The sequence below is a fragment of the Nonomuraea sp. SYSU D8015 genome (assembly GCF_008065375.1).
Lineage (GTDB): Bacteria > Actinomycetota > Actinomycetes > Streptosporangiales > Streptosporangiaceae > Nonomuraea.
The window spans coordinates 817,704-839,107 of record NZ_VJYI01000003.1; the positions used below are offsets into that span (position 1 = coordinate 817,704).

The following is a 21,404-nucleotide window of genomic DNA, read 5'->3' on the forward strand; positions in this document are numbered from 1 at the left end:
CCAGGAGACGCGGATGGCGTTCTTGTCGCGGCTGTTCAAGCGGGGCGATCCGCTGGCCGATCGTGAGGAGGCGCGCCGGCAGGGGATGCGGGACGCCCGGCAGCACCCCTTGGGCGAGTTCACCGATCCGGACTTCCAGCCCGCGTACGTGACGGAGATCCGGGCCCGGGCCCGCGAGCAGATCACCGAGGTCGACCGGCGGCTGGCGGCCACCCGTACGGCCTTGCTGGAGCGGGCGGCCGGGGCTCGGGAGCAGATCCTGCGGGAGTTAGGCAGGAGTGACACGCGGCCGGAGCCGCCTGCGGCGTACGCGAACGGGCACGAGAGCGCGGCCGGCCAGGACGAGCGGCCGGTGGACGCGTTCATCTCGATCGCGGAGGCCAGGGCGCGGCGGGCGGAGGCGCGGCGGCGGGTCGTGGTGGAGGAGGCCAACGCCAGCGTGCAGCGGGCGCGGGCGCTCATCGAGCACCTCACCCAGGAGTGGGAGAGCGCGCTGATCGAGCGCGACCACGAGGTGGAGGCCGTGCACGCCCGGGCCGAGCAGCTCATCGCCGCGTACAAGGGCGGCGTGCTGCAGGCGCATCCGCGCAAGGAGGAGGTCCCGTCCCTGTGGAAGGGCGAGGTCATCGCGATGGAGCCGACGGGTGAGACGGCGACGGCGATCTCGGGGCGGGAGGAGATCGGGCGGATCCTGCGTGAGGTCGAGCACCGCATCGAGGTGTGGCGGGCCGAGGTCATGCCACGCGAGCTGACCGGTGAGCCGCACCGCCGCCAGCTCTCCCGCGGCCAGGAGCCGGAGGCTTCAGAAAACCGCGCCCCTGAGGACGCGCCGGACCACCGGCCCGCCCAGGACGGCGACGGCACCGGGCAGGAGGACGTGTGAGCGGGCGGCGGTCATCGGCGGGCTTGGTGGCGTTGCTGCTCCTCGTCGCCGGTGTGGCCGGCTGCGGCACGGAGGCGCGCGGCATATGCGGCGTGATCGTGGACTCGACCAGTTACGCCGAGCCCGCCACCTCCAGGAACGACGTCACCTCCAAGCTGCCCGCCTTCGCCCAGTCCTGCGACTGGATCGCCTTCGCGGCCGTCACGGGAGCCTCCGAGAGCAGCACGTGTCGCCAGGACCCGGTGCCCATCGCCGCCACCCGCGCCGAGAACCCGAACGAGAACCCGGTCGTCGAGGACCGCGTCAGAGCGCATCGCATCACTCAGGTGGTGCCCCGGGCGGTGCGGCTGTTCGACTGCCCGGCGGAGGGCGAGGGCTCGGACGTGCTGGGCGCCCTGCGCTACCTGGTCAAGCAGCTCAGCGCCCAGCGCCAGCCGGAGAAGGCGCACCAGATCATCGTGTTCAGCGATCTCATCAACAACCGGGGCGACCTCAACATCAACAAGCTGGACCTGAGCGAGGCCGCCCGCCAGCAGAAGATCAAAGAGCTTCGGGACGCGAGGCTGCTGCCCGACATGTCTGGCTATTCGGTGGTCGTCCATGGCTTCCTGCGGGAGAAGACATCGAGCCCTGAGCGGTTCCCCCTGCTGGAGAGCTTCTGGCGGGAGGCGTTCGAGTCGGCGGGGGCGACCACGGTCGACCTGCTCTAGCGGCATCGAACCTGAGAGCGCTCTCCAAGCTCGCGTACCGCCATCGCACCCCTATCAGTGAGCACTCGTACGGAATATTGACAGCGAGTTAAGTCCGTGTTCATATCTGCTGAGAGAGCGCTCTCTTAACCTCCATCCGCCTCCCGCACCCCCCACGGAGCGACGATGACAACAGCGAACAGGCATCGACGCCGCCTGGCGGCCGTCGCCGCGGCGCTCGCGGCAGTCGCCGGGCTGCTCGTCCAAGCGGCCGTCAGCGCCTCGGCCGCCGTCCCGCCCACCCCGTCCGGCTGGTCGCTGGTCTGGTCCGACGACTTCAACGGCGCCGCCGGCACGCTGCCCTCCTCCGCCAACTGGATCATCGATACCGGACACTCGTACCCCGGCGGCCCGGCCAACTGGGGCACCGGCGAAGTCCAGAACTACACCTCCAGCACCGCCAACCTCAGCCTCGACGGCTCCGGCAACCTGCGCATCACGCCCCTGCGCAGCGGCTCGGGCGAGTGGACGTCGGCCAGGATCGAGACCAGGCGGGCCGACTTCAAGCCCGCCGACGGGCGCATCCTGCGCATCGAGGGCCGCATCCAGATGCCGAACGTGACCGGCGACGCCGCGCTCGGCTACTGGCCGGCGTTCTGGGCGCTCGGGTCGCCTTACCGGGGGAACTACTGGAACTGGCCGGGCATCGGCGAGTTCGACATCATGGAGAACGTCAACGGCATCAACTCCGTCTGGGGCGTGCTCCACTGCGGCGTCAACCCGGGCGGGCCGTGCAACGAGACCACCGGCCTCGGCGCGAGCCGCGCCTGCCCCGGCTCCACCTGCCAGTCGGCCTTCCACACCTACCGCTTCGAGTGGGACCGCAGCGTGAGCCCCAATCAGCTGCGCTGGTACGTGGACGGGCAGCAGTTCCACAGCGTGAGCCAATCCCAGTTCGACGCCACGACGTGGAACAACATGACCGGCCACGCCGGCTACTTCCTGCTGCTCAACGTGGCGATGGGCGGGGCGTTCCCGAACGCGCTCGGCGGCCAGACGCCGACGGCGGCGACCGTGCCCGGCCGTCCCATGGTCGTGGACTACGTGGCGGTCTGGCAGAGCGGCACCACCGGCCCGACCGACCCGCCGGGCTCCGTCGACGCCCGCTCCACCATCCAGGCCGAGCGCTACCAGGCCCAGTCGGGCACCATGGTCGAGACGACCACCGACACGGGCGGCGGGCAGAACGTCGGCGCCATCTCCAACGGCGACTGGCTGCGCTACGACGGGGTCACCTTCGGCACGGAGCCGGCCAGGCAGTTCAGGGCGAGGGTGGCCTCAGGGGCGGCCGCCGGCGTGAGCGGGCTCGTGCAGGTGCGGCTGGACAGCCCCACGGCCACGCCCATCGGCGACTTCGCGATCGCCAACACGGGCGGATGGCAGAGCTGGCGCACGGTGCCCGCCAACATCTCGGGCGTCACCGGGACGCACACGGTCTATCTGACCTTCAGCAGCGGTCAGCCGGCCGATTTCGTCAACGTCAACTGGTTCACGTTCTCGAGCTCCTGAGGCCCATCGTCCGTAACGGAAGTCCGGGACGCCCGGCTTCGCGGAGGCCCGGACACCTGGCTTCCCAGAGGCCGGGACGCCTGGCTTCCCGGAGGCCGGCACGTCGGTGAGGAGAGGCGAGGCATCGATGACCGGCAGTTCGCTCGCCATGCCCATGTTCCCCACGGCCCGCGATCCCACATCCCCGCGGCTAGCATCGAAGGCAGGACCCTCGTTGGAGGCCCGATGCGTTTCTTACGCCGCAAGCAGCACGAATCCCCCGAGCCTGGCCAGGTCACCCGCATCACGCCCGCCGTCGCGTACGACGGCGACCTCTACCGCCTCCCCGACTGGCCGCGCCGCCGCCGCGAGGAGCGTGAGCTGGGCCGGGCACACGCCACCGAGGGTCAGATCGACACGCTCACGCTCCAAACGGGCAGCGTGCCGCGCTTCCACGAGCTGGAGGACGAGCGGCTGGCCGAGCTGGCCGAGCTCGAGGATCGCACCGAGCAGGAGCTCCAGCGGGCGCGGGCCGAGTTCGAGGCGCAGAAGATCAGGCTGTCGGAGTCGCAGCGCGCGTTCGGGGAGGCGCGCAAGGCGCTGGAGGACAGCCAGCGCCGTGTCACGGAGCTGGAGCAGCCGAGCCGGCGGCCCGGTGACGGCCGGCCCAGCTCGATCGCGATCTCCGGCAGCCGCTGGCCGGTCATCCGCCGCTGGCTGCCCGCCGCGCTCCTGCTGCTGCTCCTGCTGATCGTCGAGGTCCCGATCCTCTACCAGGTGATCCTGAGCTGGGGCGACAGCGTGGCGATGACCGCGCTGCTGGCCGCGGGAGCGGCGCTGATCATGCTGGTGGCGCCGCACATGTACGGCAGGGCCTTCCGGTCCTGGCAGGAGCACGGCAGCTCGGCCAAGGGGCGCTGGCTGCTGATCGGCGTGGCCCTCGTGTGGCTCGGCCTCATCGTCGCCGTGGCCGTGCTGCGCCGGGACGCCCTGGTCAAGCCGCTGATCGTGGACGGACAGGAGATCGGCCCCACGTCGGAGGGCGTCGGCCAGCTCCCCACCATGATCCTGCTGCTGGCGCTGCTGATCGCCACCGCGCTCATCGCCGCCGACCTGGGCCGGCGGATGCACAACCCGAACGACCAGCGGCTGCGGGAGCTGCGGGCCAAGCGCGACGCCGAGGCCGCCGCCTGCGCCGCCGCCCAGGCCGCCTATCAGCACGACGCCGGGTACGCGGAGAGCATCGCCCAGTACCTGCAGGCCGTGGACCGCCGCAAGGCCAGCCGCCTGCGTCAGCTGGACAGCGGCTTCGACAGCCTGGCCACCGCATACCTCGGCGGCGTCGTCGAGGGGCTCAAGGACCCCGAGGCGGCCAGCTGGGCCGAGCGCATCGTCCTCCGCCGCCGCACCCGCTCCTCCTGACCACGCTCCGAACCCACCCGGTCACACCGAACCCACCCGGCCACACCGCGCTCACCCCGCACCACCGGCCCACCGAGCTCACGCCACCGCACGCGCGCAGCAAGCCACGCCGCCGCACCCGGCTCCACAGCTCGGCAGCCTGCTGCTCCGGCACCCTTGCCATCGGAGGGCTGAACGGGCTGACATGCAAGCACGTGAAGCCGCGCCTCCGTGAAGCAGACACACCTGAAGCACACCGTCCACGTGGAGCTGGCACCCCACCTGGAGTCGGCGCCCACTGGAGGCCGGCGCGCACGTGAAGCCGACGCGGATCTCAAGCCCCCCGCCCGCGTGGAGCCGGGTGCCCCACACGGACCGCCCCCACACGGACCGCCCCCCACACGGAACGCGCCGCACACGGAACGCGCCCCAGGCGGAACGCAGCCCACAGTGGCCGCGCGCCCAACGGGGCGCGCCCCAGACGGAGTTGCGCTCATGTGGAGTCGGCGCTCGTCTGAAGGCCGCCGGGTGGCGGGCAGGCAGTGCGAGTGCTCTGGTGCACGGTCAGATGCCGCCGCTCACCCACGACGCGCTCACCCACGACGCGCTCGCCGTTGCCGCGCCCGTCAGGACGATTCCCTGACCACGAGGCGGGTGGGCAGAACGACGGACTCGGTGTGCCGGCCCTCCAGCCGGGACAGCAGCAACCGCGCCACCGCCAGCGCCTGGTCGGCCACCGGCACCCGCACGGTGGTGAGCGCGGGCGTGGTGGCGGAGGCGGCGTCGATGTCGTCGAAGCCCACGACCGCCAGGTCCTCCGGCACCCGCCGCCCGGCCTCCCGTGCGGCCTGCAGGGCCCCGATGGCGAGCTGGTCGGTGGCCGCGAAGATCGCGTCGAGTGCCGGATCGTCGCCGAGGAGTTGCCGGGCCGCCGCCGCACCGGACGCGCGGGTGAGCTCGGCGGGCGCCACCAGTGGGTGCAGGCCTGCCCCCGCCAGCGCGCTCCGGTGGCCGGCCAGGCGGTCCTGGGTGGCGACCAGGTCCATGGGGCCGCAGATCATGCCGATGCGGCGGCGGCCGCTGCCGAGGAGGTGCTGGGTCGCGGCGTACGCGCCACCGGTGTTGTCCACGTCCACGTACGGCACCAGTGAGGCGATCGCCGGCTTGCCGAGGAGCACGACCGGCACCCCGGTACGTGCCAGCCGCTCGGTGAGCGCGTCGCCCCTGTCGGGCGGCAGCAGCACGACCCCGTCCGCGAACCCGGCCTCCAGGTGCTGGACGATGCGCCGATGGCTCTCGGCGGTGTCGGCCAGCATGAGCGTGATCTGCTTGCCCGCGCCCTCCAGCATGCTCGCGGCGTACTGGACGACGGCCGCGGTGAGCTGGTCGCCTCCCTGCCGGGGCGCGGACAGGACCAGGGCGACCGTGTTGGTGCGCCGGGTGACCAGGCTGCGGGCGGCCGCGTTCGGCACGTACCCGAGCTCCCTGACCGCCCGCAGCACGGCCTCGCGGGCCTCCGGGCTGACCGACGCCTCGCCGTTGACCACGCGCGAGACCGTGGCGCGGGAGACGCGGGCGCGGGCGGCCACGGTCTCGAGGGTCGGCCGCTTCGGGCGGGTCTCGGTCAGGCCGTTGCGCTTGACGACGTCGCGGTACCACAGCGCGCTGTCCTTGAGCCGCCGCCGCTGGGTGGCGAAGTCGACGTGGACGAGGCCGAACTTACGCTGGTAGCCGTCGGACCACTCCAGGTTGTCGAGCAGCGTCCAGACGAGGTATCCGCGGACCTTGGCTCCGTCTTCGACGGCCGCGCGCACGGCCCGCAGGTGCTCCTCCAGGAAGCTGATGCGCTCCACGTCGTGGATGCCGTCGGCGGTGACCACGTCGACGAAGTCGGCGCCGTTCTCGGTGATCATCAGCTCGGTGTCGGGGAAATCCCTGGCCAGGCGGCGCAGCAGCTGGGACAGGCAGCCGGGGACGATGGGCCAGCCCATGGCGGTGACCGCCGTGGGAACGGTGCAGAAGAGCACGCCCTCACTGCCCGGGAAGGCGGCGTCGGCGGGCTCGCTGGGCTGCGCCTGCACGACCTGGGGCGTGTAGTAGTTGACGCCGAGCAGGTCGACGGGCCGGCCGATGATCTCCAGGTCGCCGTCGCGCACGTGGCCGAGCCCGGCCGTGCGCTCGATGATCGGCAGCAGTTCGGACGGGTACGAGCCGCGCAGCATCGGGTCCAGGAACTGCCGGTTGGCCAGGGCGTCGATCCTGGCGACGGCCTCGGCGTCCTCGGCCGACAGCGGCTTGCCGGGGTCGCTCACCTGGGCGGGTGTCAGGACGGGCGAGAGGTTGAGCACCGCGCCCACCTTCGCCGCCCCCGCCGCGCGCAGGGCCTGGGCGCCGAGCCCGTGCGCGAGCAGTAAATGGTGGGCGGCGCGGAAGGCGTCGGCGGCCGATTTCCGGCCGGGCGCGTGAATGCCGGAGCCGTAGCCGAGAAACGCCGCGACCCACGGCTCGTTGAACGTGAACCAGGTGTCGACCCGGTCTCCCAGCCGGTCGTACACGGCGGCGGCGTAATCGGCGAAATGGCGGGCGGTGTCCCTGACCGGCCAGCCGCCGGCGTCTTCCAGAGCCTGCGGAAGATCCCAGTGATAAAGCGTCGCATAAGGCGTGATCCCCGCCTCGGCCAGCTCGTCGAGCAGCCGGTCGTAAAAGTCGAGCCCGGCCGGATTCGCCTTGCCGGATCCGTCGGGAAACACCCGCGGCCAGCTCACCGAGAACCGGTAGGCGGCCATTCCCAGGTCTTTCATCAGGCGCACGTCTTCGCGATATCGGTGGTAATGGTCGCACGCCTCGGCGCGGTCGGCGGAAAAGGTGTCCCAAATGGACGGGCCGCGGCCGTCGTCGGCGGTGGCGCCCTCGATCTGGAAGGCCGACGTCGACACTCCCCACACGAATCCCTCGGGGAAGGTTGCGGTGCTCATCTCTGGGCTCATCTGGCGAAATTCCTCCGTGCGGCGTCAGAACGTCCAGTCTCCCGCGCGCCGCTCGTCGCGCGCCAGCCTGGCCAGGCGGTATACAGAGCGCGTGGAACTGGACCGGCTCGATCGTGACATCATCGCGGCGCTCGTCGACGACGCCCGCGCGACCTATGCGGAGATCGGCCACCGGGTGGGGCTGAGCGCGTCGGCGGTCAAGCGGCGGGTGGACCGGTTGCGTGAGACCGGGGCGATCACCGGGTTCAGCGCCAGGGTGGCGCCGCAGGCGCTCGGCTGGACGACCGAGGCGTACGTCGAGCTGTTCTGCCAGGGCAAGACCAAACCGTCGGACATCGCGCTGGCCGTGGCCAAGTTCCCCGAAGTGGTGGGGGCGGCCACGATCACCGGCGAGGCGGACGCGTTACTGCACATCAGGGCCACGGACGTCCGGCACGTGGAGCGGGTGATCGAGCGCATCGCAGCGGAGTCGTTCGTGGTGCGGACCAAGAGCTCCATCGTGCTGTCGCGGCTGGTGGACGCCCCTCCGGGCGCGGTGGGCGCGGGTTCCGCCACCTGATGCGGGCCGCTGCGGCTCACCCTGCGCAACGGATCGCCCGCAGCCGCCTGACACACGCAACGAACCCGCGCGAACACGCAATGCCGAACGCTTGGCCTGCATAAACATGCATTCTTAGGCTGTCTCCGTCCCCCCGATCAGGACATCCACCCACAAATCTCGACGGAGAGCTTGCATGCCCAAACACTTCCTCATGTGCCGTCCGGATTACTTCACGGTCGAGTACGCCATCAACCCGTGGATGCACCCCGAGGCCGGCGCGGACCGCGACGTGGCGGTCCGGCAGTGGGAGGGCCTGAAGGCGGCGTACGAGGAGCTCGGACACGAGGTCAGCCTGATCGACCCGATCGAGGGGCTGCCCGACATGGTGTTCGCCGCCAACGGCGCACTGGTCGTGGGCGGCCGCGTCTACGGCGCCAGGTTCGCCTACCCGCAGCGCGGCCCCGAGGGCCCGGCCTACCTGCGGTGGTTCGCCGAGCGCGGCTACCCGGTGCGGGAGCCGCAGCACGTCAACGAGGGCGAGGGCGACTTCCTCACTCTCGACGACGTCATCCTGGCCGGCACGGGGTTCCGCACCGACGTGGTGGCCCACCAGGAGGCGCAGGAGTACCTCGGCCGCCCCGTCATCTCGCTCACCCTGGTGGACCCCCGCTTCTACCACCTCGACACGGCGCTGTTCCCGCTCGACGGCCGCAACGTCGCCTACTACCCGGAGGCGTTCTCGGCAGGCAGCCGCGAGGTGCTGCGCCGGATGTTCCCCGACGCGGTGCTCGCCACCGCGGAGGACGCCGAGGTGCTCGGCCTGAACGCCGTCAGCGACGGCACGAACGTGGTCGTCAACGCCGAGGCTTCGACCCTCCAGTTGGAGCTCAAGCGCCGCGGGTACGAGGTGATCCCGGTCGAGCTCTCGGAGCTGCGCAAGGCGGGCGGGGGCCCGAAGTGCTGCACACTGGAGATCAGGGGGGAGAACTGACATGACCAGCAGCGCAGAGCTGATCGAGCTGAGCGAGCGCCGCAGCGCGCACAACTACCATCCGCTGCCCGTCGTGATCCAGGAGGCCGACGGCGCCTGGGTCACCGACGTGGACGGCAAGCGGTATCTGGACTGTCTGTCCGGCTACTCGTCGCTCAACTTCGGCCACCGCAATCCGAAGATCATCGAGGCCGCCCAGGAGCAGCTGCAGCGGCTGACCCTGACCAGCCGCGCCTTCTACCACGACCAGTTCGCGCGCTTCTGCGCCGGGCTCGGCGACCTCACGGGCAAGGACATGATCCTGCCCATGAACACCGGCGCCGAGGCCGTCGAGACCGCCGTCAAGGTGGCGCGCAAGTGGGGTTACGAGGTCAAGGGCGTGGAGCCGGACCTCGCCAACATCATCGTGATGGAGAACAACTTCCACGGCCGCACCACCACGATCATCAGCTTCTCCACCGACCCGGAGGCGCACGACAACTTCGGCCCGTACACTCCGGGCTTCCGGATCGTGCCGTACGGGTCCATCGAGGCGATCAGGGACGCGGTGGACGCCAACACCGTGGCGGTGCTGGTCGAGCCGATCCAGGGCGAGGCCGGGGTGCTGGTGCCGCCGGACGGCTACCTGAGCGACATCCGCGAGCTGTGCACCGCCGACGGCATCCTGATGATCGCCGACGAGGTCCAGTCGGGGCTGGGCCGCACCGGGCACACGTTCGCGTGCGACCACGAAGGGGTCGTGCCCGACATCTACGTCCTGGGCAAGGCGCTCGGCGGCGGGGTCGTGCCGGTGTCGGCCATCGCGGCGAACCGGGACGTGCTCGGGGTCATCCACCCGGGGCAGCACGGGTCCACGTTCGGCGGCAACCCGCTGGCCTGCGCCGTCGGCATCGCCGTCATCGACATCCTCAACACCGGCGAGTTCCAGGCCAGGGCCGCCAAGCTCGGCGAGGTGCTGCACACCCGGCTGCGCGAGCTGGTCGGCAAGGGCGTGGTCGAGGTGCGCGGGCGCGGGCTGTGGGCCGGCGTGGACATCGATCCGTCGCTGGCCACCGGGCGGGAGGTGTCGAAGGCGCTGATGAAGCGGGGCGTGCTGGCCAAGGACACGCACGGCTCGACGATCCGCCTCGCCCCGCCCATCGTCGTCTCCGAGGACGACCTGATCTGGGCGATCGACCAGCTCGCCGACGCGCTCTACGAATTCATCGGCAAAAAGCCTTAGTTCCTTTACGGCGGGGCCAAGTGGGCCCAACCACCGTACGTGGCTGGGCCCTGTCCAGGGGGACGGTCCTGCGATTCACGGGGCCGGGCGCCGTTACGGCGCCCGGGCACCGGCTAAGTGGTCACTTGCCCGGCCGCGGAGGCGCCGCAGTCGGTTCTTCCGACCGCAGGGGCTCCTCCGGCCGAGGAGTCACCGTCACGGTCCTCGTCGGCGCCGGCTCTTCTGGTGCGGGCGCACCGCTCGGGGCGAGCGTGGCCTCTATGGTGGCCTCCGACGTGGGGGGCGGCTCGGGCGTTTCGGTCGAGCCGACCGAGGGCGGCTCGTTGTCCGGCAGCGGGGCGGGGCCGCAGCTCGCGGCCTCGCGGCCCTCCGTCGGCGCCTCGGGCAGTTCGTCCACCACCGACACGTTGAGCTGGGCCGTCAGCGCCAGGACGCTTCCTGCGGGGGCGCCCACGCCCTTGTCCTCGACGACCGTCTGCCGCTCCCCCAGGAACATGTGCGTGGCCGGGTCGAAGATGATCTGCGTGAGGGTCCCCTGCGGGTCCCTGCGGCCGAGCGCCACCCCCTTGCGGCCCGCGGAGTCCTCCACCCCTTCGGCCACCTCGACGCCTGGGATGGCCTTGGCGGCCTCGAACAGGGCGTCACGCTGGGCCTTGGGCAGGTACGTCTCCCTGACCAGGTCCCCCACGTAGGTGAACGCCGCCATGTCCGCGCTGATGTCCTTGCCCTCGCTCTCGGTGCTCCTCTTGTAGAGGTGCTCGCGCATCGCGGCGGCGTCGGCGGGGAGCGTGCTCATGTAGGCGTAGTCGGTGCGGCCGTCCTGCCGGCCGGGGCAGGAAGGAAGCGCGGTCCAGCCGGTTTCGCGCTCCCCGGTCACGTCGGACGGCGGCAGCTCACGGCCCGGCCACGGCTTGGGGTCGAGACCCTTGATCATCAGCAGCCCGTCCTTGCCGCCGTCCACCGACTGCCAGATCTTCCTGTGCGTCCGGTAGAGGTGGCGCGACTCCTCGCCGTTCTTGCCGTACGCGTACGAGGGGTACATCGTGTCGGACTCGATCAGGATGTACTGGCCGGGCCGGGGATCCAACTGGTCCGACAGGACGGCCGACTGGACCGGCGACGTGGTGCCGCCGCCCTGCCGGGACAGGGTCATGCCCACCCCGCCGACCAGAGCGATCGTCACCGCGAACGCGGCCGCGGCGTGCCAGCCGAACCGCGGCAGGCGAAAGCGGCCCCCGCGACGCGCCTCCGCCAGCAGCCGCTCCCGTGCCTGCGCGCGGGCCTCGGCCCGGTAGGGCGGGACGGCCGGCCTGCCCTCGGCGAACACGCGGATCTCGTCCTCATCCATGCTGGCGCTCCTCTGATGCTCCGAAGGGATCGATGCCGCCGAGCGCCCTGCGCACCTTGGCGCGGAGCCGGTGCAGCCTGGACCGGACGGTGCCGACGGGCACGCCGAGCGCGATCGCGGCGTCCTCGTACGTCAGGTCCGCCCAGGCCACCAGCAGCAACAGATCGCGCTCGGCCGCGCTGAGCCGGGTCAGCGCCCGCGCCAGCCGGGGCTGGAGCTGCTCGGCGGTGACCCGGTCGGCGCTGCGGTCGTCGAACGTGCCCGGGCGCTCCACGTTCACCTTGGCCATGGCCGCGGTACGCCGCCGCTCGGCGCGGCGGTGCTGGGCCACGACGTTGGTGGCGATGCCGTAGAGCCAGGGCCTGGCGTCCGGCCAGGAGCGGTCGTAACGTGCCCGGCCCCGGAACGCGACGAGGAACACCTCCCCCGTCACGTCCTCGGCCAGCTCCGCGCCGAGGCGCCGCGCCGCGTACCTGTGGATCTCGTCGGCATGCCGGTCGAACAGCGCCGCGAAGCTCTCGGGGTCGCTGAGCGAATGCCCGATCAATGTCGAGTCGTCCAGCGTCTCGGGCACGTCCTGAACACCCACCACTGTGCCGGTCCTCTCTCATGCGGTCACCCTGTTGTTGGCCGCATGCCGTGGACCGGTTCCCACGATTTTCAGCCGAGGCGCCAGGCCTCCATGCCGTCCGGGGCGTCCTGCCGGGCGAACCCGGCCGCGGCGAGCTCGGCGTCCAGTCGTTCCCTGGCGACCCAATGGCTCTCGGAGATCACCTCGTTCTCCTCGATCACCACACCGTGCTGCCTGATCCGGTAGAGGTAGCGGGCCTTGACCGCCTCGTCCGCGACCGCGAGCACCTGGCCCGTGATCTCATAGGTGTGCCTGCCGACCCGGTAGGAGCCCATGACCTCCATCTCGCCCGGCACGGGCGTCGCCCGCTCGCGCCGGTTGAACACCAGCAGCCCGCCCGGCCGGAGCTGCCTGGCCAGCACCCGCCACAGCTCCTCCCGCTCGGCCGGCGGGAAGCTGTGCAGCACGGAGATCATCACGACGGCCTCGACCGGCTCGTCCACCTCCACGTCCAGCGCTCCGCACGGCAGGACCGTCACCCGGCTCAGCAGGTCGGGGTCCTCCGCCAGCCGGTTGACCAGGACCGAGCGCATGCCCAGCGACGGCTCGACGGCGTAGATCTCGGCGGGCGTCTCGCGGGCGATCAGCCTGGTGATCAGGCCGGTGCCCGCGCCGATCTCGATGACGCTCTCCGTCACGCCTTTCAGCAGCGGAGGCAGCAGTTCGCGGATCATGGGCACGTGCCCGTCCTCGTGCCACAGGTCGTAGAACGGGACGGCGAGTGAATAGTGGTCTTCAGTCATAGCGGCAAACGATAACCATTTTCAGTCCAGGCGTACAGCATCAATCCGCCTGAGTTCCTCGTCGCGGGAGTCGTACCAGGTGACCTGGTCGGGGAGGGTGAGGGTGGCGAGGGCGTTCTGGAACCACGGGCCCTTGGTGATCCGCCATCTGAACGGCGGCCTCGGGATGCCCGCGAGCCGCGCCAGCAGGCCGCCCACGAGCGTGGCGATCGAGAACTGGGTGAACACGTTGGCCCAGCGCAGCAGGCGGCTGAGCGGGTTGCGGATCGGCGAGCAGACCACCTGGTGAACCGGGCCGGAGTCGGCCTTGGCCAGGTAGGAGTAGTGGACGTCACCCGACAGGATCGTCACCGGCTTGCCGAGCCGGATGAGCAGCCCGGCCAGGTCGTCGAACGAGCGCCGGAACGCGGCCCAGTGCTCCAGGTCGATGGCCTGCCGGAACCTCTCCGACCACCGCGCGACCAGCGGGCCCCACTTGCCGTCGCACAGGGCCTCGTTCCAGTTCTGAACGCCGTGGACGCCCTCCGGCAGCAGGAACGGGATGGAAGAGGCGATGATCAGCCGCTCGGCCGGGGCGGCGACCTGCTCCTCCAGCCAGGCCCACTCGTCCGGGTCGAGCATGCGGCGGTCGCCGGGCGTCAGCTGCCTGGCGCACCGGGTGTCGACCATGATCAGGCGTGCGGGCCCGAGGTCGCGGGCGTAGCTCCAGCGGTTGCTGGAGGGCTCGGCGTCGGCCTTCTCGGCGAAGGCGTCGAGCGCGTCGCCGCCGTCGCTCCCCTCGAGGGCCAGCAGCGTGCGCAGCAGCGGGTCGGCCGCGCGCTCGGCGGGCGAGAGGTTGCCGAGGTGCTGATAGACCCAGTACGCCCCCAGCCCCGCCACCACCCGGCGGGGCCACCAGTCCGTCGCGGCCATCTGCTCACGCCACGGCTGCGAGGTGTTCCAGTCGTCGCGCAGGTCGTGGTCGTCGAAGATCATGGCGGTCGGCACGGTGGACAGCAGCCAGCGGATCTCCGGGTCGGTCCACGCCTGACGATAGAGCTCGGCATATTCCTCGAAGTCGGCGATCTCGTCGAGGGGCGGCGTGCTCCGGCGTGAGCAGATGTAGGCCCGCATCTCGGGCGAGGGGTTGTCGGCGTAGACCTGGTCGCCGAGGAGCAGCAGCAGGTCGGGCCACTCCGCGTCGTCCGAGCGGGCGAGGTGGCGGCCATAGGAGCGCAGGACGTCCTCGCCGTAGACGCGCACGTGCGCCACGTCGTGCGGCACGCTGGTGCGGCACGACCCGAACGCCAGCCGCCGTGCCCCTTCGGCGGGCAGCAGGCGGATCCGGGACGGCGGGCGACCCGCCAGGGGCCATACCTGGTCCCCGTCGAGCCTCACGGAATAGGAGGCGATATCCTGGGAGAGCTCAACGAGATCCACGATCGCGTAGTGGTGTCCGTGCACGGTGAAGGTAGGCGACCGGTAAGACCTACCGCCCGCCTCGATGGTGACCGTGCAGGGTTCGGCGGTCTCCACCCAGATCGAGGCGCTGTCAGAATCGACGTGTCGCAGCATCGGTCCCACCACGAGTGCGGGCATCCCACCCCCCGATTTCGATGATTCGGCACACTCTTGCCGCCAAGACTGCCAGAGTGGCACGGTCCACAGCATCCCGATCAGCGGCTTGGATTTCTCCGAACGGCTAGGCAAGGTCAAACGCCCCACCCTAGGATGATCGCGACAACATCGCCCATAACGGGAAGGCAATGGCGCTTTCCCTGCGAAACAGGGCGTATATACCAGGAGGAATCTCTTCCATGAGCATCATGGTGCCGTCAAGGACGCCGGCGCTGATCACTCCGGGCCGTCAGGCCCTCGATTCCGCTCTCCACCAGCTCGACCAGGCGGCCGAGCACCTCGGGCTCGACCACGGGCTCCGCACGGTGCTGGCCACGCCCCGCCGCTCGCTGACCGTCTCGGTCCCGGTGCGGCGCGAGGACGGACGCCTCGACGTCGTCCAGGGCTTCCGGGTCCAGCACAACGTCTCACGCGGACCCGCCAAGGGCGGCATCCGCTTCCATCCCGGCACTGACATCCACGAGGTCACCGCGCTCGCGATGTGGATGACGTGGAAGTGCGCACTGGTGGGCATCCCGTACGGCGGCGCCAAGGGCGGCGTGGCCGTGGACCCGGCCGGGCTCACCACGCGCGAGCTGGAGCGGCTGACCCGCCGCTACGTCAACGAGATCCTGCCGCTGATCGGCCCGGAGAAGGACATCCCGGCGCCCGACGTCGGCACCGACGAGCAGACCATGGCCTGGATCATGGACACCTACAGCGTCAGCGCCGGCTACTCGGTGCCCGGCGTGGTCACCGGCAAGCCGATGACGCTGGGCGGCTCGCTCGGGCGCAGCGGCGCGACCTCGCGCGGCGTGCAGATCGCCACGCTGGCCGCGCTCGGCCGCTCGCCGGAAGGCGTGACCGTGGCGGTGCAGGGCTTCGGCAAGGTGGGCGCGCTCGCCGCGCAATACCTCGCCGACGCCGGCTGCAAGGTGGTGGCCGTCTCGGACATCACGGGCGCCGTGTACGCGCGCGGCGGTCTCGACATCGCCGGCCTGCGGACGTGGGCGGCCGAGAGGGGCGGCGTGCACGGCTATCGCCACGCCGACGCGATGCCCCTCGACGACCTGCTGGAACTGGACGTGGACGTCCTGGTCCCGGCGGCGCTCGAAGGCGCGATCACCGAGGCGAACGCACCGCGGATCCGCGCCCGGCTGATCGTGGAGGGCGCCAACGGGCCCACCACGCCCGAGGCCGACGAGATCCTCGCCGCGAACGGCACCGTGGTCGTGCCCGACATCCTCGCCAACGCGGGCGGGGTGATCGTGTCCTACCTGGAGTGGGTGCAGAACATGCAGGCCTACTCCTGGAGCTCCGGAGAGGTCGAGCTCAAGCTGCGAGACCTCATGGAGAGCGCGTTCTCCGAGGTCAAGTCGCTGGCCGCCGCCCGCGGGCTGACGCTCAGGCAGGCGGCGCACGTGATCGGCGTGGGCCGCGTCGCCGAGGCCCACCAGATGCGCGGCCTCTACCCCTGACCGTACGGGCGACCCCAGCACACGCTCCCGGGGTCGCCCACGATCAACGGCCATGGGCGCGGGGCCATATTCCCAGTACACAAGTTCTGCAAACGCGAATGTCGCAGCTCAGAGCACTGATCATCTTCTGCTAACACTGGAGGGTGCTCAGGTTGGTGCTGTCCCTGGTCCTGCTCGATCCAGCCGCCGTCGCCGAGATGTCGCAACGCAACATCCCCGTCTCCCGCGTGCTGACCCCTCACGGCGATCGCCTGGGCTATGCCCCGGTCCCGCGCCCCTACACGGGGGCGCGGCGGCTCACCGGGGTGCTCGTCGGCCGGGACCCCGTCACGCGGAAGGACGTGATGTGCGGGGGGACGGTGATCGGCTCGCGCAGCCGCAGCCTGGTGCTGACGGCGGCGCACTGCATCTACCACCACGGCAGGTTGCTCGAGCACCTCGCCTTCCTGCCGGGCTTCGACCAAGGGCGGGCGCGGCTGGGGATGTGGCCGGTCGTGCGCACGTGGGTTCCGTCGAGGTGGCGCAACCGGCCGTACTCGCCCGAGCTGCTGCCGTACGACGTCGGTCTGGTCGGGGTGGTGCGGCGAGGCCCCCGGCTGGAGGACGTGACCGGGCGCGGGCTGCGTCCGATACCGACCGCGAGGGGCACCGAGCTGCGCGGCCTGGAGCTGCTGGGCTACCCGGCGGGCAAGGGGTACCCGCAGCTGCGGCTGTACCGGTGCCTGGCCGACGCGGTCGAGGCCGTCTCGCGGGGGCCGGGGCTGATGGTCACGCACAACTGTCACGCCGCCGCGGGCGGCAGCGGCGGCCCCGTGTTGTACGGCGGCGCGATCGCGGGCGTCGTGTCGTCCTCCAGCCCGCTGCGCGACGCGAGGGGCTACACCGTGATGGCCAGGCTGGGCGGCCGGCCCTTCGAGCAGCTGTTCGCCAGGGCCGACCGGGCGATGCGGATCAAGCGGCCCGGCTGACGATCTCCTCGCAGAGTGCGTGCGTGAGCAGGGCGTCCTCCGCGCCGATCCGGCGGCCCTCGCGGACGGCGGTGAGGAATTCCAGGCAGATCTGCTCGACGCCGCGCTGCCTGGCCACCGGGATCCAGTCGGGGCGACGGGTGAGGACCTCGCCGCCGCGATAGTCGATCACGTCGCCCAGGTTGACCACGCGGCGTTTGACCCCGTCGCCCATGACCTCGCAGGACTCCTCGCTCGCGCCGCTCAGCCGGTTCATGACGCCGACGGCGGTGTAGCCGTCGCCGGACAGCTGCAGCACGATGTGCTCCAGGAGGCCGTCCTTGACGCGGGTCCTGATCGTGCTGCCGGTGATCGGACCGGGGACGAGGAACCTGAGGGTGTCCGCGACGTGGATGAAGTCGTCGAAGATCACCCGGCGGGGGTCGTCGGGGTCGTTGTCGCGGTTCTTCTCCATGAGAATGAGATGCCGGGGCAGGTCGGCGAGCGCGGCGTAGCCGGGCGCGTGGCGCCGGTTGAAGCCGACCATCAACGACCTGTCCGCGGCCTCGGCGAGCCGTACGAGCCGCTCGGACTCCTCCAGCGTGTACGCGATCGGCTTGTCCACGTAGACGTGGATCCCGGCGTTGAGCAGCGGCTCGACGATCTCCGGGTGGGCGTCGGTGGCGGCGTGCACGAACGCGGCGTCGACCCCCGCCTTGATCACCTCGTCCACGCTGGTCGACCGGCGGGCGATGCGGTAGGCGTCGCCGAGCCGGTCGAGCCGGGCGCTGTTGCGGGTGCACAGGTGCAGGTCGAGGCCGGGCTGTGCGGCGAGCACCGGCAGGTACGCCTTCTCCGCGATGTCGCCCAGGCCGATCATTGCTGTCTTCACGCGTCGAGCGTAGCCTTGAGCGCCTGCTCGATCGGGGTAGGCGCGACGCCGAAGGTGCCCTGGAAGGCCGAGGAGTCGAGCACGAAGGGCGCGACGAACTGGTAGCGGATGTGCGGGAGCTCGCCGATCATGGGCGAGAACAGGCCGACCGCCCGCACCAGCGGCCAGGGCAGCTGCACCATCCGGGGCGCCGGGCGGCCGAGCAGCGCGGCCATCCGCTCCCCCATCTCGCGGAAGGTCAGCGGCTCGACGGTCGGCACGTGCCAGGGCCGGCCCCAGGCCCGCTCGTCGCGGCCGGCCACGATCAACGCGTCGGCCACGTCGGGCAGGTACGTCCAGCTGTGCGGCATGTCGGCCGGCCAGACGAGCTGGACGGTCTTGCCCGCCCGGAGCGGGCCGAGGAAGCGCTCGCCCAGGTAGGACTGGTCGGTGGCGCCGGGGCCGAAGTAGTCGGAGCCGCGCACCTCGGCGGCCCTGATCCGGCCGGCCTCGTGGGCGGCCAGCGCGTCGGCCCACATCCTGGCCCGCACCTGGGCCTTGGGGCTGGTGGAGGCGAGCGGCAGGTCCTCGGTCATGGGGCCGGTGACCGGTCCGTACGGGTAGAGGTTGCCGAGCATCACGTACACGGCGCCGCTCGCCTCGGCGGCGGCCAGGAACGACTCGGCCATCGGCGGCCAGTCGGTGAGCCAGCGGTGGTATCGCGGATTGACGCAGTTGTAGAGGACGTCGGCCCCCTTGGCGACCTCGGTCAGCTTCGCCTTGTCGGCCACGTCGGCGGCGACCCTGACCGCGCCGGCGGGCCCGGAGCCCGAGCGGGTCACGACGGTGACCTCGTGGCCCTGGGCGAGGAGCTTGGTGGCCAGGTGCGTGCCGACCTGGCCGGAACCCACGACGACGTGCTTACCCATGATCAGACCTGCTTCCAGACGAGGCGGAGGACCGCGTTGATGATGAAGAGCGCGTAGAAGAGGAGGGCGGGGGCGACCAGGCCGGAGGCGTAGAGCGCCAGGGCGCCGCCGCCGAACCAGAGGATCTCCAGGGCGGCGCGGGCGAGGCCGGTGAGCGGGAACGTGGCGTTCGCGCCGCCGCCTGCCCCGAACAGCGCCCACACGGCGATGAACAGCGCCGGGCCGCCGGGCCCTGCCAGGAGCTTGACGCCCCAGTGGGGGCTGACGGTGAAGCCCCAGTAGCCCACGGAGAACAGCACGCCGAGCTCCAGGAGGAACATCAGTGCCGCGTTGGCGTGCTTGCCGAGCTCGAGCATCTGCGTCTCCATGGCGTGACGGGCGTTCGCTTACGAGAGCAATGCTCTCTCATCGGATCGGTGTTCGTCAAGAGCGGTGCTCTCTTTTTCTCCCAGTGCTCTGATAGCCTGCTGGACATGACAGCCCGTACCGCCCGAGAACGCGTCAGGGCCGAGCTCACCAGGGAGATCACCGACATCGCCCGCCGCCACCTCGCCACCGAGGGCGCGGGCGGCCTGTCGCTGCGTGCCGTGGCGCGGGAGATGGGCATGGTCTCCTCGGCCATCTACCGCTATTTCCCGAGCCGCGACGACCTGCTCACCGCGTTGATCATCGACGGCTACAACGCGCTGGGCGAGGCCGTGGAGCAGGCCGACGCCGGCTGCCCGCGCGACGACTTCCTCGGCCGGTGGCTGACCGTCTGCCACGCCGTGCGCGACTGGGCGCTGGCCCATCCGCACGAATACGCCCTGCTGTACGGCTCCCCCGTGCCCGGCTACCAGGCGCCGCAGGACACGGTGCCGGCGGCTGTGCGCGACACGATCGTTTTCGGCCGCATCATGTCGGAGGCCCACCACGCCTCCGCCCTCGCCCCGGCGCAGCCTGCTCCCCCTCCGCCGCCCTCGCTCCAGAGCGACGCGGCCATCGTCCGCTCCATCATCCCCGACGTTCCCGATGACGTGATCTTCCGCGGCCTGACGGCGTGGACCGCCCTGTACGGCTGGGTCAGCTTCGAGCTGTTCGGCCAGTTCAACAACACCATCGAGGAGCGCCGCACCGCCTTCGACCACTCGATGCGGCTCATGGCCGCGATGATGGGTCTTGCTCAGTGAAACTTACTAAGTTTAACTGAATACATGGCACGGAGGACACAAGAGCTCGGCCGCTTCACGGACGTGGCGCTGCTCGTGCTCATCAGCCTGGCCGAGGGCCAGAAGCACGGCTATCGAATGATCAACGACATCGAGGAGTTCTCGGGCACCACGCTGGAGCCGGGCACCCTCTATGGCGCGCTGATGCGGCTGGAGGAGCGCGGCTGGATCGAAGCCGTGGATTCGTCCGAGCGGCGCAAACCGTACCGGATCACCGAGAGCGGCCGCGGGGCGCTGCACGAGCAGCTGACGACACTGCGGCGGGTCGAGCAGGCGGGCTCCCGGCGCGCGGCTTGGGGGCCGGCATGATGCGATGCCTGGCACAGGAGGTGCTCCTCTTCTACCCGCAGGCGTGGCGCGAGCGCTACGCGTCAGAGGTCAGCGACCTGATCAGAGCCCGGCCGGCGCGCCTGCCCACGGTGCTGGACCTGATGCGGGGCGCGGTCGACGCCTGGCTGCACTACCGGCGCGTTCCAGGGGCCGGGCCGTTCCCGCTGGCGATGATCCTCTTCGGCATGCTGCCGCTGCCGACGATCGCGGCGAACGAACCCACGATGGCCGACAACGTGCGCACCAGCGTGAGCACGCTCGCGGTGGGGGCCATCTGCAACGGGCTGGGCTGGCTGTCCGTCGCCGCCTTGGTGGTGCCGGGACTGCCGAAGGCGTCAGGAGGGTTCGTGGCCGTGGTCGCGGCCAGCGCGCTGCTCAGCGTGGGCATGTCGACGCTGGTCGCCCGGAGGGCAATCCAGCGGGGACGCGCCGCCCTCGGCCGGCTCGGCCCGGCGTGACCGGTCAGCCGCGGGTGAGCAGCGGCACCAGCACCTCGTCCACGATCTGGACGACGAGCTCGTCCGGGATGGGCGTGCCGTTGAAGAGGAAGTGGTGGCGCAGCAGCGCGTGGCCGGCGTCGAGCCGGCGCGGCGTGGCCGCGTCCGGCTCGATCTCGCCGCGCTCGACCGCGCGCCGGACGATCTCCTCCATGATCTTCCTGCCCATGCCCTGGGAGGTCCTGCGCATGGCGCTCACCGGGGATCCGCTGCTCAGCGCCTCGCCGAGAAGCCCGCGCAGGGCCTCCCCAGCGGGTCCCGACAGGGCGTGCGCCGCGAGGCTCAGCGCGGCGATCAGGTCGCCGCGCAGGGTGCCGGTGTCGGGCACGGACTCGACGGTGGGCAGCGTGTTGCGGACCGCCTCCGTCACCAGCTCGATCCGGGTCGGCCAGCGCCGGTAGAGCGAGGCCTTGCTGGCCTTGGCCCGCTCGGCCACCCGTTCCATGGTGAGCCCGGCGTAGCCGCTCTCGGTCAGCTCGTCGAGCGTCGCCCGGTAGATGGCGGCGTTGAGCTCCTCTCCCCTGCGGCGCGGCAGCTTGCGGTGGTCGGTCACCATGGCATGCA

General features: G+C 71.2%; 21 protein-coding genes. 12 read left to right on the top strand and 9 right to left on the bottom strand.

All coding sequences use genetic code 11. The features are described from left to right. The first annotated feature begins 13 nt into the window (after positions 1-13). The 4 genes from ID574_RS19110 to ID574_RS19125 all read left to right on the top strand — a co-directional run bounded on the left by ID574_RS19110 (position 14) and on the right by ID574_RS19125 (position 4,542). Positions 14-883, top strand: coding sequence for a hypothetical protein (locus ID574_RS19110; protein ID WP_188190223.1), 870 nt, complete (start codon positions 14-16; stop codon positions 881-883). Further along, positions 880-1,593: a hypothetical protein gene (locus ID574_RS19115; protein WP_188190224.1), complete on the top strand. Its 714-nt coding sequence runs from the start codon at positions 880-882 to the stop codon at positions 1,591-1,593. Before ID574_RS19110 ends, ID574_RS19115 begins: the two co-directional genes overlap by 4 nt. 165 nt (positions 1,594-1,758) lie before the next feature. Then, positions 1,759-3,141, top strand: a complete 1,383-nt coding sequence (locus ID574_RS19120) for a glycoside hydrolase family 16 protein (RefSeq protein ID WP_188190225.1) — start codon at positions 1,759-1,761, stop codon at positions 3,139-3,141. A gap of 225 nt (positions 3,142-3,366) precedes the next feature. After that, a complete protein-coding gene (locus ID574_RS19125; RefSeq protein WP_188190226.1) occupies positions 3,367-4,542 on the top strand; it encodes a hypothetical protein in 1,176 nt (391 codons plus the stop codon). A gap of 605 nt (positions 4,543-5,147) precedes the next feature. On the opposite strand, the gene ID574_RS62385 is transcribed toward ID574_RS19125, so the two are convergent. Further along, on the bottom strand, positions 5,148-7,496 hold the full coding sequence (locus tag ID574_RS62385) for a GH1 family beta-glucosidase (RefSeq protein WP_188190227.1): 2,349 nt from the start codon (positions 7,494-7,496) through the stop codon (positions 5,148-5,150). A 103-nt stretch (positions 7,497-7,599) separates the two neighbouring features. Here ID574_RS62385 and ID574_RS19135 point away from each other — a divergent pair, with 103 nt between their 5' ends. The 3 genes from ID574_RS19135 (at position 7,600) to rocD (ending at position 10,262) form a co-directional block, all read left to right on the top strand. Then, the gene (locus ID574_RS19135; protein ID WP_188190228.1) at positions 7,600-8,067 is read left to right on the top strand and encodes an Lrp/AsnC family transcriptional regulator; all 468 of its coding nucleotides are present in this window, start codon (positions 7,600-7,602) and stop codon (positions 8,065-8,067) included. 136 nt (positions 8,068-8,203) lie between these two features. After that, positions 8,204-9,040, top strand: coding sequence for a dimethylargininase (gene ddaH / locus ID574_RS19140; protein WP_336245524.1), 837 nt, complete (start codon positions 8,204-8,206; stop codon positions 9,038-9,040). A gap of 1 nt (position 9,041) precedes the next feature. Then, positions 9,042-10,262 (top strand): ornithine--oxo-acid transaminase, encoded by a 1,221-nt coding sequence (rocD, locus tag ID574_RS19145; RefSeq protein ID WP_188190230.1) that lies wholly within the window; start codon positions 9,042-9,044, stop codon positions 10,260-10,262. A 121-nt stretch (positions 10,263-10,383) separates the two neighbouring features. Here rocD and ID574_RS19150 read toward each other — a convergent pair whose 3' ends face one another. The 4 genes from ID574_RS19150 to ID574_RS19165 form a co-directional block, all read right to left on the bottom strand. Next, positions 10,384-11,610 (bottom strand): CU044_5270 family protein, encoded by a 1,227-nt coding sequence (locus tag ID574_RS19150; protein ID WP_188190231.1) that lies wholly within the window; start codon positions 11,608-11,610, stop codon positions 10,384-10,386. Beyond that, positions 11,603-12,202 (bottom strand): RNA polymerase sigma factor, encoded by a 600-nt coding sequence (locus ID574_RS19155; protein WP_188190232.1) that lies wholly within the window; start codon positions 12,200-12,202, stop codon positions 11,603-11,605. Before ID574_RS19155 ends, ID574_RS19150 begins: the two co-directional genes overlap by 8 nt. Positions 12,203-12,270: 68 nt before the next feature. Next, positions 12,271-12,984 (bottom strand): class I SAM-dependent methyltransferase, encoded by a 714-nt coding sequence (locus ID574_RS19160; protein ID WP_188190233.1) that lies wholly within the window; start codon positions 12,982-12,984, stop codon positions 12,271-12,273. A gap of 21 nt (positions 12,985-13,005) precedes the next feature. Further along, entirely contained in the window at positions 13,006-14,562 is a 1,557-nt protein-coding gene (locus tag ID574_RS19165) for an alkaline phosphatase D family protein (RefSeq protein ID WP_442939310.1), read from the bottom strand. A 218-nt stretch (positions 14,563-14,780) separates the two neighbouring features. Between ID574_RS19165 and ID574_RS19170 the strand changes: the two genes are divergently transcribed. Both ID574_RS19170 and ID574_RS19175 read left to right on the top strand, forming a co-directional pair. Beyond that, complete coding sequence (locus ID574_RS19170; protein WP_188190234.1) at positions 14,781-16,058, top strand: Glu/Leu/Phe/Val family dehydrogenase; 1,278 nt, start codon at positions 14,781-14,783, stop codon at positions 16,056-16,058. Between the two features lie 143 nt (positions 16,059-16,201). After that, a complete protein-coding gene (locus ID574_RS19175; RefSeq protein ID WP_188190235.1) occupies positions 16,202-17,026 on the top strand; it encodes a trypsin-like serine peptidase in 825 nt (274 codons plus the stop codon). Here the strand turns inward: ID574_RS19175 and ID574_RS19180 are convergent. Genes ID574_RS19180 through ID574_RS19190 form a run of 3 tightly spaced genes read right to left on the bottom strand, consistent with a single transcriptional unit; the run spans position 17,010 to position 19,161 of the window. Next, the gene (locus ID574_RS19180; protein ID WP_188190236.1) at positions 17,010-17,897 is read right to left on the bottom strand and encodes a Gfo/Idh/MocA family protein; all 888 of its coding nucleotides are present in this window, start codon (positions 17,895-17,897) and stop codon (positions 17,010-17,012) included. The two genes, ID574_RS19175 and ID574_RS19180, sit on opposite strands and share 17 nt — an antisense overlap. Next, entirely contained in the window at positions 17,894-18,805 is a 912-nt protein-coding gene (locus ID574_RS19185) for an NAD-dependent epimerase/dehydratase family protein (RefSeq protein WP_188190237.1), read from the bottom strand. Before ID574_RS19185 ends, ID574_RS19180 begins: the two co-directional genes overlap by 4 nt. Before the next feature lie 2 nt (positions 18,806-18,807). Next, positions 18,808-19,161 (bottom strand): YrdB family protein, encoded by a 354-nt coding sequence (locus tag ID574_RS19190; protein ID WP_188190238.1) that lies wholly within the window; start codon positions 19,159-19,161, stop codon positions 18,808-18,810. A 117-nt stretch (positions 19,162-19,278) separates the two neighbouring features. On the opposite strand from ID574_RS19190, the gene ID574_RS19195 reads away from it, so the two are divergent. From ID574_RS19195 to ID574_RS19205, 3 genes are read left to right on the top strand one after another with little or no spacing between them, the layout of a single operon-like run. Continuing rightward, positions 19,279-19,974 carry a TetR/AcrR family transcriptional regulator gene (locus tag ID574_RS19195; protein ID WP_188190239.1) on the top strand — a complete coding sequence of 232 codons (696 nt, stop codon included), beginning with the start codon at positions 19,279-19,281 and terminating at the stop codon, positions 19,972-19,974. A gap of 24 nt (positions 19,975-19,998) precedes the next feature. Next, a complete protein-coding gene (locus ID574_RS19200; protein ID WP_188190240.1) occupies positions 19,999-20,322 on the top strand; it encodes a PadR family transcriptional regulator in 324 nt (107 codons plus the stop codon). Continuing rightward, positions 20,319-20,801 carry a hypothetical protein gene (locus ID574_RS19205; protein ID WP_188190241.1) on the top strand — a complete coding sequence of 161 codons (483 nt, stop codon included), beginning with the start codon at positions 20,319-20,321 and terminating at the stop codon, positions 20,799-20,801. The genes ID574_RS19200 and ID574_RS19205 overlap by 4 nt, the downstream gene beginning before the upstream one ends. 4 nt (positions 20,802-20,805) lie before the next feature. Here the strand turns inward: ID574_RS19205 and ID574_RS19210 are convergent, their stop codons facing one another. Next, the gene (locus ID574_RS19210; RefSeq protein ID WP_188190242.1) at positions 20,806-21,396 is read right to left on the bottom strand and encodes a TetR/AcrR family transcriptional regulator; all 591 of its coding nucleotides are present in this window, start codon (positions 21,394-21,396) and stop codon (positions 20,806-20,808) included. Between the last annotated feature and the right edge of the window lie 8 nt (positions 21,397-21,404).

What these genes read in the sequence shown, in the direction of transcription:
- ID574_RS19160 (WP_188190233.1), bottom strand. Translation starts at nt 12,984, where the DNA reads ATGACTGAAGACCACTATTCACTCGCCGTCCCGTTCTACGACCTGTGG.
- ID574_RS19125 (WP_188190226.1), top strand. Translation starts at nt 3,367, where the DNA reads ATGCGTTTCTTACGCCGCAAGCAGCACGAATCCCCCGAGCCTGGCCAG.
- ID574_RS19165 (WP_442939310.1), bottom strand. Translation starts at nt 14,562, where the DNA reads ATGCCCGCACTCGTGGTGGGACCGATGCTGCGACACGTCGATTCTGAC.
- ID574_RS19190 (WP_188190238.1), bottom strand. Translation starts at nt 19,161, where the DNA reads ATGCTCGAGCTCGGCAAGCACGCCAACGCGGCACTGATGTTCCTCCTG.
- ID574_RS19210 (WP_188190242.1), bottom strand. Translation starts at nt 21,396, where the DNA reads ATGGTGACCGACCACCGCAAGCTGCCGCGCCGCAGGGGAGAGGAGCTC.
- ID574_RS19185 (WP_188190237.1), bottom strand. Translation starts at nt 18,805, where the DNA reads ATGGGTAAGCACGTCGTCGTGGGTTCCGGCCAGGTCGGCACGCACCTG.
- ID574_RS62385 (WP_188190227.1), bottom strand. Translation starts at nt 7,496, where the DNA reads ATGAGCACCGCAACCTTCCCCGAGGGATTCGTGTGGGGAGTGTCGACG.
- ID574_RS19150 (WP_188190231.1), bottom strand. Translation starts at nt 11,610, where the DNA reads ATGGATGAGGACGAGATCCGCGTGTTCGCCGAGGGCAGGCCGGCCGTC.
- ID574_RS19110 (WP_188190223.1), top strand. Translation starts at nt 14, where the DNA reads ATGGCGTTCTTGTCGCGGCTGTTCAAGCGGGGCGATCCGCTGGCCGAT.
- ID574_RS19120 (WP_188190225.1), top strand. Translation starts at nt 1,759, where the DNA reads ATGACAACAGCGAACAGGCATCGACGCCGCCTGGCGGCCGTCGCCGCG.
- ID574_RS19205 (WP_188190241.1), top strand. Translation starts at nt 20,319, where the DNA reads ATGATGCGATGCCTGGCACAGGAGGTGCTCCTCTTCTACCCGCAGGCG.
- rocD (WP_188190230.1), top strand. Translation starts at nt 9,042, where the DNA reads ATGACCAGCAGCGCAGAGCTGATCGAGCTGAGCGAGCGCCGCAGCGCG.
- ID574_RS19170 (WP_188190234.1), top strand. Translation starts at nt 14,781, where the DNA reads ATGAGCATCATGGTGCCGTCAAGGACGCCGGCGCTGATCACTCCGGGC.
- ID574_RS19200 (WP_188190240.1), top strand. Translation starts at nt 19,999, where the DNA reads ATGGCACGGAGGACACAAGAGCTCGGCCGCTTCACGGACGTGGCGCTG.
- ID574_RS19195 (WP_188190239.1), top strand. Translation starts at nt 19,279, where the DNA reads ATGACAGCCCGTACCGCCCGAGAACGCGTCAGGGCCGAGCTCACCAGG.